The sequence below is a fragment of the Massiliimalia massiliensis genome, assembly GCF_900155615.1.
Taxonomy (GTDB): Bacteria; Bacillota; Clostridia; order Oscillospirales; family Ruminococcaceae; genus Massiliimalia; species Massiliimalia massiliensis.
In genome coordinates, this window is record NZ_FUHT01000003.1 from 57,867 (window position 1) to 72,786 (window position 14,920).

The following is a 14,920-nucleotide window of genomic DNA, read 5'->3' on the forward strand; positions in this document are numbered from 1 at the left end:
CCATATATTTTATGAAGCATATCCAGGCGTTATGCTAGATTCTGGTATCAAGAAGGGTGGAATACCTGTCGCGGAATTCCGGGAAAGTTCCCTGTTCCAGGGCTTCGCGGATTTTTTCCATCAGCGTATTGTAAAAATAAAGATTATGCATGACGGCAAGCCGCATTGCCAGCATTTCGTTTGCCTTAAAGAGATGGCGGAGATATGCCTTGGAATGGCGGCGGCAGGTTGGGCAATCGCATTCCTCGTCGATCGGGGTATCATCCTTTTGGTATTTGGCGTTCATAATATTCCGGATACCGCTCCAGGTGTTCAGATGCCCGTGCCGTGCGTTTCGGCTGGGCATAACACAGTCAAACAGGTCAACACCGCGTGCCACTGCTTCTATAATGTTTCCCGGCGTTCCCACTCCCATCAGGTAGCGCGGCTTGCCGGCGGGCATAAAAGGCTCTACCATATCGATGATATGGTACATCTCTTCTGTTGATTCGCCGACCGCCAGGCCGCCGATTGCATAGCCGTCAAGATCCAGCTTGGCGATTTCCTGCATGTGGGCGATCCGAAGATCCTCAAAGACGCAGCCCTGGTTGATTCCAAACAGCATCTGATGCTTGTTGATGGTATCGTGCCGGGCGTTCAGACGCTCCATTTCGTCCTTGCAGCGGTACAGCCATCGGGTAGTCCGTTCGCAGGAATGCTTGGAGTATTCATGGGTGGATGGATTCTCGACACATTCGTCAAAGGCCATTGCGATGGTAGAAGCCAGATGGGACTGGATGCGCATGCTTTCTTCCGGCCCCATAAAAATTTTTCTGCCGTCTACATGAGAGTTGAAATAAACGCCCTCTTCCTTAATTTTCCTGAGAGAGGCGAGCGAGAACACCTGGAATCCGCCGCTGTCAGTCAGGATGGGACGCTCCCAGCCCATAAAACGATGCAGTCCGCCGAGCTCATAAATCAGATCATCTCCCGGGCGTACATGGAGATGGTAGGTGTTGCAGAGCTCCACCTGGCATTTGAGATCAACCAGGTCATAGGAGGAAATTCCGCCCTTGATTGCGGCGGCAGTTCCTACATTCATAAATGCGGGAGTTTGAACCGTTCCATGAACCGTTTTGAATTCTCCCCTGCGGGCATGTCCGTTTTTGGTTAATAAGGTGTACATAACAGTTCCTTTCTATCATATCATTTGTTCGGCTGCTTTTATCTGCTTTATCCTGCCTGCTTAGATGACCAGCATTGCATCTCCAAAGCTAAAGAACCGGTACCGGTCTGCTACGGCTGCCTGATAGGCCGCCATTGTATGGTCATATCCGGCGAAAGCGCTGACCAGCATAATCAGCGTGCTTTCCGGGAGATGGAAATTGGTAATTAATCCGTCCAGCACCTTGAATTGATAACCCGGATAAATGAAAATATCGGTATATCCTTCACACTCCTCGATTGCGCCATTGCAGAAGGTCGCGACGCTCTCCAGCGTCCGGCAGCTGGTAGTCCCGACCGCGATCACCCGTCCGCCGTTTTCCTTGGTTTTACGGATGAGATCAGCGGTTTCCTGCGGCAGGAAATAATGCTCAGAATGCATTTTGTGGTTGTTTATGTCGTCCGCCTTGACCGGGCGGAAGGTTCCCAGCCCGACATGAAGGGTCACTTCTGCTATCGAGACGCCCTTGCCGCGGAGTTTGTCCATCAGTTCAGCGGTGAAATGCAGACCGGCTGTCGGCGCCGCGGCGGAACCCAGTTCCTTGGAATAAACGGTTTGATAGCGTTCCTTGTCCTGGAGCTTTTCGGTAATATAGGGCGGAAGCGGCATTTGGCCGATCTGATCGAGCGTGCTGAAAAAGTCCTTTTCGCAGGAAAATCGGATCAAACGGTTGCCGTCCTCCTGAACCCTTTCCACCGCGCCGTGCAGAAGCCCGTTGCCAAACACGAATTTTGCGCCTTCCTTGCAGCGCCTGCCCGGCTTGACCAGGCATTCCCACAGAAGCTGCTCCTTTTGCTCCAGCAGCAAAAGCTCCATCGCCACGCCGGTATCCTCCTTCGTCCCATAAAGCCGAGCGGGCAGGACACGGGAATTATTGACTACCAGCAGATCGCCGGGATTAAGAAGATGAAGCACGTCATAAAAATGGAGGTGGCTCAAGCTTCCGTTCTTCCGGTCAAGCACCATCAAACGGGAATGATCCCGCGGCTCGACCGGGGTTTGCGCGATCAGTTCCTGGGGTAGGTCGTAATAAAAATCGCTGGTTTTCATCTTTGGATCATATCCTTTCAAATTTCGGAATCCGCTATATTTTCAGAAAAATCATCCGAAAAGCAAAAAAACAGGAAACCTTTTCTCGTCAATCCGCATATGATAGAATTGACCGTTTGAATAAAAAATAGAAGAAATGGAAAAAATAAACGAAAGAATTGACAGGCAAAACGTTCGGTGATATTATTATAATAGTTAAATAGAAAACGGATAGAGGTCGCGGATTTTATTAGTAAAACAAAGGAGACTGCCGAAGTCGTTTGAGTTTGTGTTGAAAGGAAAATTTGCCGAAGGGGAACTGCAAACGGCAGCCGTTCGCCCTGATTCTATATTTAAGAGATATAGAATTGTCATCAGTTATTGATGGAGAGCTATCGACAAAAAAGAAATACGAAACAGACAGTGTCGTCAACTTTTCCATTATATAATAAGATGAGCCGGTTTTCAACCGGTTTTTTTCATATTTATAGTGGGTTATAAGGGGATACATTTGGCAACATTCACCTGCTTTCGCATGGATTGGAAAGACAAAGTTTGAAAGCACAGCCTTTCAAACAGGGAACCTGCATTATTTCACTGGAAATGCAGGTTCGGGAAGAAAGGAATGGTAAGAAAGATGAAACATTATAACGTTGGGATCATCGGCGCAACCGGGATGGTTGGACAGAGGTTTGCGACCCTTCTTGAAAACCACCCATGGTTTACTGTTACCGCTCTGGCGGCCTCTGCGCGCAGTGCCGGAAAAACATATCAGGCCGCGGTCGGCGGCCGTTGGGCAATGACAACTCCGATGCCGGAGTCCATGAAGGATATGGTTGTGATGGACGCGGCGAAGGATATTGAAAAAGTCGCGTCTCTGGCGGACTTTGTGTTCTGCGCTGTAGACATGAAAAAGGATGAGATCCGCGCGCTGGAGGAAGCATATGCTAAGGCAGAATGCCCGGTGGTATCCAACAATTCCGCACATCGCCACACACCGGATGTTCCGATGGTGGTACCGGAAATCAACGCGGATCATACTGCAATTATTAAGGCGCAGAGAAAACGCCTGGGAACAAAGAAGGGCTTTGTCGCTGTAAAATCCAACTGTTCCCTCCAGAGCTATGTGCCGGCGCTCCATCCATTGATGGGATATGGCATTACAAAAGCTTTGGCATGTACTTATCAGGCGATTTCCGGGGCAGGAAAAACTTTTGAGAGATGGCCGGAAATGGTCGACAATCTGATCCCGTATATCGGCGGGGAAGAGGAAAAATCTGAGAAGGAGCCGTTAAAGCTCTGGGGAAAAATTGAAGGCGACATCATTGTGGACGCGAAGGGCCCTGCAATTACGACCCAGTGCCTGCGTGTTCCTGTCAGCGACGGGCATACTGCAGCGGTATTCGTATCCTTTGACCGCAAACCGTCGATAGAAGAAATCAAGGAAAAATGGGCAGCCTTTAGCGGGGAGGCGCAGCGGCTGAATCTGCCGAGCGCGCCGAAACAGTTCCTGCACTATTTCGAGGAGCCGGACCGCCCGCAGATTAAATCGGAGCGGATGCTGGAAAACGGCATGGCTGTTTCGATCGGACGTTTAAGAGAAGACAGCCAGTATGACTATAAATTCGTATGCATGTCACATAACACTCTGCGCGGCGCTGCAGGCGGGGCGGTTTTGCTCGCTGAACTACTGGCGGCACAGGGTTATATGGACTAGGCCGGGCGCTGAACAGAAAGCGCTCAAACATGTGCACCGTGCCGGATGGCACAGAATTCTAAAAGCAGATACGCTTTGTCTGCTTTCTGAAAGGAATGATCATTTCTATGAAGAAAAGAATCTTTACAGGTGCGGGCGTCGCGATTATCACGCCGATGAATCCGGATATGTCTGTAAATTTCGATAAACTGGGCGAACTCATTAATTTCCAGATTGAAAATGGGACAGATTCCATTATCATCTGCGGAACTACCGGCGAAGGCTCTACCCTGACGGATGCGGAGCATCGCGAAGCGATTCGGGCTGCGGTGCAGTATACAGCCGGCCGGGTGCCGGTGGTGGCCGGAACCGGAAGCAACGATACGGCCTATGCGGTTTCCTTGTCAAAGGAAGCGGAACAGCTTGGCGCGGACGGCCTTTTGCTGGTGACGCCATATTACAACAAGACCTCCCAGCGCGGTCTGGTTGAGCATTATAAGAAAATTGCCGGAAGCGTTTCTCTGCCGATTATCCTTTACAGCGTGCAGAGCCGGACCGGGGTGAACATTGCGCCGGAAACCTGCTATGAGCTGTCAAAGATTGAGAATATCGTCGCGGTGAAGGAAGCGAGCGGGAACATTTCACAGGTCGCTAAAATCCGTCATCTCTGCGGAGACGACCTGGATATCTATTCCGGCAATGACGACCAGATTGTGCCGCTTCTGTCTTTGGGCGGGATTGGCGTTATTTCGGTGCTGTCCAACATTATGCCGAAGGAAACGCACGATATCTGCCAGCTTTATTTTGATGGTAAGGTTACGGAAAGCGCCCAGCTTCAGTTAAAGCTGCTGGATATCGCCAACAAGTTGTTCCTGGATGTCAACCCGATCCCGGTGAAGGAAGCGATGAACCTGATGGGGATGAATGTCGGCGAGTGCAGACTGCCGCTCTACCGGATGGATGACCATTCCATTGAAGTACTCAAGAAGGCCTTGCAGGATGCCGGCCTGGTAAAATAAAAAGGGGAATCTGCACATAAGCTATGTGCAGATTTTTTCCATTACGTGTTTGAAGGAAAAGGAAAGGGAAAAATTATGACCAGTATATTATTGAGCGGTGCAAACGGCAAAATGGGAAGGGTGATCAGCCGTTGTGTAGAAGAACGTCCGGATTGCCGGATTGCCGCCGGGATTGATTTAAACACCAATCCCTACAGCGATTTTCCAATCTATTCCTCTTGGCAGGACTGCGGAGAGAAGGCAGATGTGATTATCGATTTTTCCAATCCTGCCGCGCTGGAGGGGATTCTCTCCTATGCGAAACAGGAAAAAATTCCGGCAGTCATTGCGACGACAGGCTTTCAGCCCGGTCAGATTCAGATGATCCGGGAGGCGGCTCAGGAAATCCCGGTATTTTTCTCCTTTAATATGTCCCTGGGGGTAAATTTGCTGGTTTCGCTGGCAAAGAAGGCTGCTGAGGTGCTGGGCGGGCAGTTCGACATTGAGATTATCGAAAAGCATCACAACCAGAAAATTGACGCCCCGAGCGGAACCGCTCTGATGCTGGCCGACGCGATTAACGATACCATGGATCATACCCAGAAATATATGTACGACCGTCATGCCCAGCGCAAAAAGAGGGATAAAAATGAGATCGGGATTCATGCTGTCCGGGGCGGAACAATCGTCGGGGAGCACGAGGTGATTTTTGCAGGCCATGACGAAATACTTTCGTTAAAGCATCAGGCTATGTCCAAGGAAATATTTGCAGTCGGCGCGGTAAATGCGGCGGTTTTTTTAAAGAGCCAGCCGGCAGGACTTTATGATATGAGCAAGATGGTGTAGTCTTTGGACTGAAGCCTGTGGAAATTATTTTGCGGATAAAATCAGTTCTGTGACCAGAAGAAAGGAAGTGCTTTCGCAGGGACGGAAGCTGTGGTGATCAAGATGGGACAAGCGGAGGTATGCGCGCTGCTGGACGAGATGGGAATTCCCTATGAGCTGATCCGGCATCAGCCGGTTTATACTATTGACGACATGGTACAGCTTGCTTTGCCGGATTTGGAATGCGTAGCCAAAAACCTTTTTTTGAGGAATGCAAATGGGAAGCAGCATTTTCTCGTCACCATGCCGCATGAGAAGAAGGTCGATTTAAAGGAGCTTGCACAGAAAATCGGGAGCAGCAAATTGAGCTTTGCTTCAGAGGAGCGCCTCATGACGCATCTGGGCCTGCGGCGCGGCGCAGTGACGCCGTTCGGTGTGCTCAACAACGGAGACCATCAGGTACAGGTGATCCTGGATGAGGATCTCAGAGAGCAAAGCAGGGTGGCAGTCCATCCGAATGAGAATACAGCAACCCTATATCTGGCAGTTGATGATTTGGTGAAGGTGCTTCATCGGGCGGGGAATCCGGTGGATCTGATCAAATTGTAAAAACCCCTTGACTTTGGAGGGGGATTATGCTAAACTAGTAGAGCCGCATGTATCGGGCTTTTTAAGTGATGCAATTTTTTATGTTGTATCCGCCTTGGAAAACAGCGAGATTAGAGAAAAGGCAGGTGCCTTAGAATGTATGCAGTAATTGAAACAGGCGGAAAACAGTATCGTGTCAATGAAGGAGACGTTATCTTTATTGAAAAGCTGGATGTAGAAGAAAACGCAGCCGTAGCATTTGATAAAGTTGTTGCCGTTTCCACCGACGAAGGTTTAAAGGTTGGCGCTCCGTATGTAAACGGTGCAGTTGTGAACGCAACCGCTCTGAAAAACGGCAAGGGCAAGAAAATCACTGTTTTCACCTACAAACCGAAAAAATCTTCTTCCCGCAAAATGGGTCACAGACAGGCTTACACTCAGGTAAGAATTGAATCCATCAAAGCATAATGGTACGCGCTCAGTTTGAGAAGCATCAGGGTGCTGTTTGCGGATTTCGCATTTCCGGCCATGCCGGCTATGGACACGCCGGGGAGGATATCGTTTGTGCGAGTGTTTCCTCCGCGCTGCAGATGACAGCCAACGGTATTACCGAAATTCTTGGCCAGGAGGCTGAGATCGAGGTTTTGGAGAACGAAATCCATCTGCGGCTTGTGAGCTGCGAATCAAAAGAAGCGCTGCTGTTTTTGCAGGCGTTTTATCTGCAACTGAGTTTGCTTGCAGAAGATTATCCGAATACGATTAAAATTACCGATCTGGAGGTGTAAGTAATATGTTAAGAATCAGCATGCAGTTTTTTGCACACAAAAAAGGAATGGGTTCAACGAAAAACGGACGTGATTCCGAATCCAAAAGACTGGGCGCAAAGCGTGCGGACGGTCAGTTTGTGTTGGCGGGTAACATATTAGTGCGTCAGCGCGGAACTCATATCCACGCGGGAGAAAACGTTGGCCGCGGCTCTGACGATACTTTGTTTGCGAAAATTGACGGTGTCGTAAGATTTGAACGTGTTGGCCGTGACCGCAAAAAAGTTAGCGTTTACGCTGCTCAATAGTTGAAACCGAAACGTGAAGGTGTGCTTTTGGGGCGGAGCCCTGAGCACGCCTTTTCTTTTTCCGGGCGGATGATTTCTGGAATGGGAACCATCCTATTACTGGAAGGGTCAGGCCTTGCCTGATCTGGTTTAAAATTTTTTGATTTTATCAAAAAGGAGGAAGGAAAATGTTCGTTGACAAGGCGAAAATAACGGTAAAAGCCGGAAACGGCGGAAACGGGGCGGTGTCCTTTCACCGCGAAAAATATATCAACGCCGGCGGCCCGGATGGGGGCGACGGCGGAAAAGGCGGAGATATTGTCTTTGTTGTAGACGATAATATGTCCACACTGGTGGATTTTCGGTACAAGCGGAAATTTGTCGCGCCGAACGGACAGGACGGCGGGAGCAACCGCTGCTCTGGAAAAGGCGCGGAGGACTTGGTGATCCGCGTGCCGCGCGGCACCCTGCTTCGTGACAGCGAGACCGGAAGGCTTCTGGCCGATATTTCCGGGGATCATCCCTATATCATTGCAAAAGGAGGACGGGGCGGCGCCGGGAACCAGCATTTCGCCACGCCGACGCGGCAGATTCCTCGCTTTGCGAAGCCTGGTGTGGTAGGCGAGGGCTACGAGCTGACTCTGGAGCTAAAGCTTCTGGCGGACGTTGGATTAGTAGGATTCCCGAATGTTGGAAAATCGACGCTGATCAGTGTGGTCAGCGCGGCAAAGCCGAAAATTGCAAACTATCATTTTACCACCCTTTCTCCTGTGCTGGGCGTTGTAAAGCTGGACGAGCAGAAAAGCTTTGTTATGGCGGATATCCCTGGGCTGATTGAAGGCGCCAGCGAAGGAGTAGGACTCGGACATGAATTTTTGCGCCATGTCGACCGGTGCCGGCTGATTATCCATGTAGTGGATGTGTCGGGCATTGAGGGGCGCGATCCGATTGAGGATTTTCATGCCATCAACCGGGAGCTGAAAAGCTTTAGTGAAGAGCTGGCCGAGCGTCCGCAGATTGTTGCGGGGAATAAATGCGATATGGCGTCCGCCGAACAGGTGGAGGCGTTCCGCAGCTTTATCGAAGGACAGGGGCTTAAGTTTTTTGACATCTCTGCTGCGACAACAAAGGGGACAAAACAGCTTGTCGACGAGGTTGGAAAGCTGCTTGATACTCTGCCGCCTATTACAGAATACGAGCCGGAACCGATGTCTTTAGAGGAACTGGAGCTGAAGAAGGAGGACCGCCGGTTTGAAATCGAGATAGAAGACGGCATTTATTATATTGACGCACCGTTTCTGGAACCGGTACTCTCCACCATCAATATGGAAGACTATGAATCTCTGCAGTATTTTCAGAGGGTATTGCGTTTTTCCGGGATTATTGATAAACTGGAAGAAATGGGAATCAAGGAAGGCGACACAGTCGATATTTTCGGGCTGCAGTTTGACTTCGTAAAATAAAACCGGAAGGGATTTGGTTAGAACATTGGAACAGCAGTATGAAAATCCGAAGCTTTACAGCCCTCTGGTCTTGGCCTATATGGGAGACGCTGTGCTGGAGATCATGGTTCGTGAGCGGCTGGTGAAGCGGGCGAATATGCCTGTGAACAAGCTGCATCGTATGACGGTGGACAGGGTGTGCGCAAAGGCCCAGTCGGCGGCGGTCGAGCTGCTGCTGGGGCGCCTGACAGAAGAGGAGGCTGCTGTGTATAAACGCGGCAGGAACGCTAACGGAAACCATGTTCCTAAAAATGCAGATCCGCAGGAGTACCGCCGCGCAACAGGAATGGAGGCGCTGTTTGGCTACCTGTATTTGATGGGCGATATTCCGCGGATCGAAGAATTATTTGCCTTGATCTGGATAGACTAATCTGAGATAGGGAGGACTGTGCCATGATCAAGAAACAGCGTTTTTGGTGGGATTGTATTGTCGTTGTGGCCGGTACCGGGCTTCTGGCGCTCGGCACCTATGTTTTCATTGCGCCGAACCAGATAGCGCCTGGCGGTGTTTCAGGCGTTGCGATTCTGATTAACTTTCTGACAAATATCTCAATTGGCTGGCTGAACCTGCTGATCAATATTCCGCTTTTAATTCTGGGTCTGTTCTTTCTGGGGAAGCAGTTTGTCATCAAGTCCATCCTCTCAGTGCTTGCCTTTACAGTGTTCTATGATTATATTTTCGCATGGACAAATCTTCCGCAGTACACCGGAGATTCCATGCTGGCCGCGCTGTTTGGCGGCGTGCTGAGCGGAACCGGGATTGCGCTGACCTTTATGGTGGATGGCTCTACCGGCGGCATCGACGTCAGCAGCAAGGTTGTGCAGATGAAGCTGCCGCATATCCCAATCGGGAAAATCGTATTTTTGACTGATGTCGTTATTATCGCTGTTTCTACAGTGGTGTTTAAAAGCGTTAGCTCTGCGCTTTATGCGACCATTGCCATGTTTGTGACAGCACAGATCATCGACGCCCTGCTGTACGGGCTGGACGCCGGAAAGATGGTGATGATCATCAGCGACCACAGCGACGAGCTTGCGAAGGAGATTATCAAGCGGGCAGACCGCGGGGTAACCAAGCTGATGGGGAACGGCGCCTATGAAAATAAGGAAAAAGTGGTTTTGCTCTGCGCAGTCCGACGGAATGAATACTATCACCTCAAGCGGATTGTACAGCAGATCGACCCGGCGGCGTTTATTATTGTTACCACGGCGAGCGAGGTAGTCGGGGAAGGCTTTAAGGCGATTGATAAGGTGTAGAGAGGCCGTACCGTCCGGCTGATCAGAGACTCGCGGACTTGGAAAAATACCCGGCAGTAAGCCGGAGAGAATGAAACGATGAACCAATCAGGACGGAGTTTACTCCGTCCATTTTCTCAGGAAAAAGGAGGAAATGAAATGGATGTGGAAAAATTGCTGCGGGCTGTCCGGGAAGGAACCGTATCTGTGGAGCAGGCGGAACAGCAGCTAAAAACCCTGCCCTACGAGGATCTGGGCTTTGCAAGGATTGATCATCACCGCAAGCTGCGTACCGGCTTCGGCGAGGTGATTTTCTGTAAAGGAAAAACGAAGGAGCAGGTCGCGGTGATCTTTGAACACCTGGCGGAAAAAGACACCTCTGTATTGGCGACAAAAGCCAGCACAGAACAATATCAAGAGGTGTTAAAGGTCTGCCCGGATGCAGAATATCAGGAGAACGGCGGCCTGATTACGCTGATGCTTGACCAGCCGCATTACATAGGGGAGGTTGCGGTCTGCACTGCCGGAACCGCGGATATCCCGGTGGCGGAGGAAGCCGCGGCAACCGCTTCCTTTTTCGGAGCAAAGGTCAAACGCTACTATGATGTCGGTGTTGCAGGCATCCACCGGCTGTTTGATAAGCTGCCGGAGATTGAACAGGCGAATGTTGTGATCGCAGTTGCCGGTATGGAGGGCGCTTTGGCCGGTGTTCTGGCGGGTATGATTGACAAACCGGTAATCGCGGTGCCGACCAGCGTGGGGTACGGAGCCAATTTCCATGGGCTGAGCGCGCTGCTTACCATGCTCAACTCCTGTGCGGACGGCATATCAGTGGTGAATATTGACAACGGCTACGGGGCCGGCTATCTCGGCGCACAGGTGAACCGCCTGATTGCTAACGGCACAGGAAAGGAAGGTATGGAAAGATGAGAACGCTTTACTTAGAATGCCGTTCGGGAATCAGCGGCGATATGACAGTCGGCGCACTGCTGGATTTGGGAGCGGATCAGAAGCAGTTGGAAAAAGAACTCAACAGCCTGAAGATAGAAGGGTATGCCTTGAAATTTGGCAGAACCAAGAAAGCGGGTATTGATGCATTTGATTTTGATGTCCTGCTGGAACATCCGGAGCATCCGGATCAGCACCATGAGCATGCTCACGCTCATTCTCATCATGGCGCTGGCCATGAACATCATCACAGTGACGGGAAGCATGGACATTCCCACGAACATGAACACCATCATCACGGCCATGTCCACCGAAACCTGGGAGACGTGCTGGAAATTATTGAAAGCGGGGAAATGAGTGAAGCCGCAAAGGAGACCGCGAAACAAATTTTCCATATTATCGCGGAATCGGAGGCAAAGGCCCACGGTCTGCCGGTTGAGGAGGTTCATTTCCATGAGGTCGGCGCGGTGGATTCCATTATTGATATCTGCGGCGCGGCGATCTGCCTGGAACAGCTTAAGGTTGACCGAGTGATTGCGTCTCCTCTGAGCGAAGGACAGGGCAGCGTGCGCTGCGCGCATGGGCTGATGCCGGTTCCGGTTCCGGCTGTGGTAAATATCGCGGCAGCCCGCCAGGTGCCGATGGAACTGACCGAAGTGGAAGGGGAGCTGGTTACTCCAACGGGAATTGCGATTCTCAGCGCAGTCTGTGACGAGTTTACCGTCCCGAAACGGATGAATATAAAAAAAATCGGTTATGGAGCAGGAAATAAAGATCTGCCTGACCGGGCGAATGTTCTGCGTGCTTATCTGCTGGAGGAATCGGACAGGCAGGACAGTGACGAGGTTGTACTGCTGGAAACGAATATTGACGACCAAACCGGGGAACAGCTCGCTTATGCCTGCGGCCTGCTTCGCGATTCTGGCGCATTGGACGTATGGCTGGAGCCGATCTACATGAAAAAGAACCGCCCGGCGTATAAGCTATGCGTACTGGTGAAGGAAGAAGCTCAGCAGAGTGCGGTCAAGCTGATTTTTCAGAATACAACGGCGATTGGGATCAGAAAAAGCAATCTGGAACGCGCAATTATGCAAAGAGAGATAATTGAGGTGGACACCTCTTATGGATTGGTTCAGGTAAAATGCTGCAAATATGGCGAGATTTTAAAGCAATATGTTGAGTTTGAATCTGCAAAACAGGCCGCGGAGATATATCATGTGACAATTGAACAAGTTATTCAAGAAACCCTCAAAAAAATTTGTCAATGATTTTTTGCAGGATTAGAAAAACAATCTTGCAAAATTGCGTATAATATAGTACAATAAAAAACGATGCAAAATTTGGCTTACATCGGAGTACAGGATAGATTGCGCAGGAGGCGGATTATGATTCCATATAAACAGATGACAGCAGAGGAATTGCTGACGGAGAAGAACAGGCTGGACGAAGCCTACCAGGAGTTTAAAGGCCAGGGCTTGAAGCTTGACATGTCTAGGGGAAAACCCTCCCCGGAGCAGCTTGATCTTTCGATGGGGATGCTGGACGTATTGACCAGCAGCGATGTCTTAAAATGTGAAGACGGGCTGGATGCCAGAAACTACGGGCTTTTGGATGGGATTCCGGAGGCAAAGGAATTGTACGCTGAAATTCTGGGCGTTCGGACAGATGAAGTAATAATCGGCGGGAACTCCAGCCTGAATATGATGTATGACACTATTACCAGGGCGATGATGTTTGGGTTCTACGATTCCCCGCGCCCCTGGAAGGACGAGAGAAAAGTAAAATGCCTCTGTCCTGCGCCGGGATATGACCGGCATTTTGCGATCAGCGAGTTGTTTGGAATTGAAATGATCAATATCCCGATGTCGCCGCAGGGCCCGGATATGGATCTGGTTGAAAAATTGGCTGCTGAGGATGAAAGTATTAAGTTTATCTGGTGTGTACCAATGTATTCTAATCCGCAGGGAATTACATATTCTGATGAAACGGTGAGACGGTTTGCCAGGATGAAAACTGCGGCGCCGGACTTTAAAATTATCTGGGATAACGCGTACTGCGTCCATCACCTGACACAAACGCCGGATCAGCTTCTGAGCCTGATGGATGAATGTAAAAAGATAGGGACAGAATCCCGCGTCTTTATCTTTGCTTCGATGTCGAAGATCAGTTTTCCGGGCGCGGGAATTGCGGCGATGGCCGCGACAAAGGAAAATCTCAGCTTTCTAAAAAAGCAGATGTCGATTCAGACGATCGGATTTGACAAGATCAAGCAACTGCGTCATGTGAAGTTTTTCCACAATGCGCAGGGGGTTTATGAACACATGCAGAAGCACCGCAAGGTTCTGGAGCCAAAGTTTCAGATGGTGCTCTCTGTGCTGGAGCGGGAGATTAAACCGCTGGAAATCGCCGAATGGCATGCCCCGAACGGCGGCTATTTCATCTCTTTGGATACCATGGACGGCTGTGCCAAACGGGTTGTTGCCCTGTGCAGAGAAGCGGGCGTTGTGATGACGGAGGCCGGCGCAACTTATCCCTATGGGAAGGATCCGCATGACAGCAATATTCGGATTGCACCTACGTACCCGTCGGTTTCAGAGCTGGAGCAGGCTATGGAGCTGTTCTGCCTATGTATACGCTTGGCTAGCCTGGAAAAATTGCTGCTAGGATAAATATGCCTTATCGTTCACAAAATGGGCATTAAAAAAACACCCATTTATGGGTGTTTTTTTTCATATTATCTGCTAATTTTCACAGAATGAAATAGTATAGATAATCTAAATAAAATTACGGAAAAATGGGAGAATCAAAAAATGCCGAAACAGCGAATTGAATGGATTGATTTAGGAAAGGGCGTGGCTATGCTGCTCGTCCTAATCGGACACTGCGAGTTCACGCCGGAATGGGGAATCAACTTTATTTACACCTTTCATATGCCGCTGTTCTTTTTCCTTTCCGGCATGGTGTTTTCCGTTTCCAAATATGCGTCTTTCCGGGAATTTTTTATCCATAAGGCTAAGACCCTTTTGCTGCCTTATCTGGCGCTTGTTAGTATTCTGTTTGTCTGGAAAATCTTTTTCCGAAATCCGGATCATATCTTAACGTTGGACACCCTTCAGGCATTGTTGGGATTAGTGGTGCAAATGCGTGATACGCCCTATTATTTTTCTCTATGGTATGTAGCCTGTCTATTTGTCATGGATTTGCTGCTGTACTGGGTTGTCCGGCTGTCAGGAAATCGGCCGGTGTTCATTTTAGTGATTGCTTTGGCAGGTTCCCTGGCGGGGTATTTTTATGTGGAATGGATCGGACGCTCTCTCCCATGGAACATTGACGCGGCGTTTGTCTCGCTTCTTTTCTTTGCAGCGGGCTATCTGCTGCGGCAGAGGATGGAAAAGCTTACAATATTGTTCCATTGGGGCTTTTTGCTTCTCGCTGTTCCGGCAAATTTGGTCTTGGGCTATTTAAACTATTCAAAAGAAGGTAAGATCGATCTGTATTACAGCCATCTTGGCAATGGATTCTATTATTTTCTGTCAGCGCTTTTCGGAATTTGGGCCAGCATGATCCTGCTTCGGAAGGTGAGCCGATGCCGTCCTATCCAGTGGATTGGGAGAAACAGCCTGATCTATTATACCTTCCAGAATTTTATAGCGCTGCCCGAAGCGGAAGCGATTGTAGCCGCATTGGCTTCCAGCGGGTTTATCCTGTTTCGGATCAACAGCTTCAAAAGCCTGGCGGCTGTTTTGATTGCTTGCCTGTTGCTGGCCCTGATCAGCTATATTATCAATACGGCGTTCCCTTGGGTAATGGGCAGGAAGAAAGAGAAGGGACTTTAAAGAAAAT

16 protein-coding genes and 1 riboswitch are annotated in these 14,920 nt (G+C 49.8%); of the genes, 14 read left to right on the top strand and 2 right to left on the bottom strand.

What is annotated here, in order from left to right:
- Positions 1-34: 34 nt before the first annotated feature.
- Positions 35-1,165: a tRNA guanosine(34) transglycosylase Tgt gene (gene tgt / locus CZ360_RS04260; protein WP_077532979.1), complete on the bottom strand. Its 1,131-nt coding sequence runs from the start codon at positions 1,163-1,165 to the stop codon at positions 35-37.
- Between the two features lie 60 nt (positions 1,166-1,225).
- A complete protein-coding gene (queA, locus tag CZ360_RS04265; RefSeq protein WP_077532980.1) occupies positions 1,226-2,254 on the bottom strand; it encodes a tRNA preQ1(34) S-adenosylmethionine ribosyltransferase-isomerase QueA in 1,029 nt (342 codons plus the stop codon).
- A gap of 203 nt (positions 2,255-2,457) precedes the next feature.
- Positions 2,458-2,636: riboswitch (Lysine riboswitch) on the top strand.
- A 234-nt stretch (positions 2,637-2,870) separates the two neighbouring features.
- Between queA and asd the strand changes: the two genes are divergently transcribed.
- The 14 genes from asd (at position 2,871) to CZ360_RS04335 (ending at position 14,913) form a co-directional block, all read left to right on the top strand.
- Positions 2,871-3,950 carry an aspartate-semialdehyde dehydrogenase gene (asd, locus tag CZ360_RS04270; protein WP_077532981.1) on the top strand — a complete coding sequence of 360 codons (1,080 nt, stop codon included), beginning with the start codon at positions 2,871-2,873 and terminating at the stop codon, positions 3,948-3,950.
- 107 nt (positions 3,951-4,057) lie between these two features.
- On the top strand, positions 4,058-4,948 hold the full coding sequence (dapA, locus tag CZ360_RS04275; protein ID WP_077532982.1) for a 4-hydroxy-tetrahydrodipicolinate synthase: 891 nt from the start codon (positions 4,058-4,060) through the stop codon (positions 4,946-4,948).
- Positions 4,949-5,023: 75 nt separating this feature from the next.
- Complete coding sequence (gene dapB, locus CZ360_RS04280) at positions 5,024-5,773, top strand: 4-hydroxy-tetrahydrodipicolinate reductase (protein WP_077532983.1); 750 nt, start codon at positions 5,024-5,026, stop codon at positions 5,771-5,773.
- A 90-nt stretch (positions 5,774-5,863) separates the two neighbouring features.
- Positions 5,864-6,361: a prolyl-tRNA synthetase associated domain-containing protein gene (locus tag CZ360_RS04285; RefSeq protein ID WP_229407986.1), complete on the top strand. Its 498-nt coding sequence runs from the start codon at positions 5,864-5,866 to the stop codon at positions 6,359-6,361.
- Positions 6,362-6,496: 135 nt separating this feature from the next.
- The gene (rplU, locus tag CZ360_RS04290; protein ID WP_077532984.1) at positions 6,497-6,808 is read left to right on the top strand and encodes a 50S ribosomal protein L21; all 312 of its coding nucleotides are present in this window, start codon (positions 6,497-6,499) and stop codon (positions 6,806-6,808) included.
- Positions 6,808-7,125 (top strand): ribosomal-processing cysteine protease Prp, encoded by a 318-nt coding sequence (locus CZ360_RS04295; RefSeq protein ID WP_077532985.1) that lies wholly within the window; start codon positions 6,808-6,810, stop codon positions 7,123-7,125. The genes rplU and CZ360_RS04295 overlap by 1 nt, the downstream gene beginning before the upstream one ends.
- Before the next feature lie 5 nt (positions 7,126-7,130).
- The gene (gene rpmA, locus CZ360_RS04300; RefSeq protein WP_077532986.1) at positions 7,131-7,412 is read left to right on the top strand and encodes a 50S ribosomal protein L27; all 282 of its coding nucleotides are present in this window, start codon (positions 7,131-7,133) and stop codon (positions 7,410-7,412) included.
- Between the two features lie 167 nt (positions 7,413-7,579).
- Positions 7,580-8,854: a GTPase ObgE gene (obgE, locus tag CZ360_RS04305; RefSeq protein ID WP_077532987.1), complete on the top strand. Its 1,275-nt coding sequence runs from the start codon at positions 7,580-7,582 to the stop codon at positions 8,852-8,854.
- Between the two features lie 79 nt (positions 8,855-8,933).
- On the top strand, positions 8,934-9,263 hold the full coding sequence (locus CZ360_RS04310; protein ID WP_077533744.1) for a Mini-ribonuclease 3: 330 nt from the start codon (positions 8,934-8,936) through the stop codon (positions 9,261-9,263).
- Between the two features lie 23 nt (positions 9,264-9,286).
- Positions 9,287-10,150 carry a YitT family protein gene (locus tag CZ360_RS04315; protein ID WP_077532988.1) on the top strand — a complete coding sequence of 288 codons (864 nt, stop codon included), beginning with the start codon at positions 9,287-9,289 and terminating at the stop codon, positions 10,148-10,150.
- Between the two features lie 138 nt (positions 10,151-10,288).
- Positions 10,289-11,059, top strand: coding sequence for a nickel pincer cofactor biosynthesis protein LarB (gene larB, locus CZ360_RS04320; RefSeq protein WP_077532989.1), 771 nt, complete (start codon positions 10,289-10,291; stop codon positions 11,057-11,059).
- Positions 11,056-12,345 (top strand): nickel pincer cofactor biosynthesis protein LarC, encoded by a 1,290-nt coding sequence (gene larC, locus CZ360_RS04325; RefSeq protein ID WP_077532990.1) that lies wholly within the window; start codon positions 11,056-11,058, stop codon positions 12,343-12,345. Before larB ends, larC begins: the two co-directional genes overlap by 4 nt.
- A 117-nt stretch (positions 12,346-12,462) precedes the next feature.
- A complete protein-coding gene (locus CZ360_RS04330) occupies positions 12,463-13,746 on the top strand; it encodes an aspartate aminotransferase type Ic (protein ID WP_077532991.1) in 1,284 nt (427 codons plus the stop codon).
- 141 nt (positions 13,747-13,887) lie between these two features.
- Entirely contained in the window at positions 13,888-14,913 is a 1,026-nt protein-coding gene (locus CZ360_RS04335) for an acyltransferase family protein (RefSeq protein ID WP_077532992.1), read from the top strand.
- Positions 14,914-14,920 lie beyond the last annotated feature (7 nt).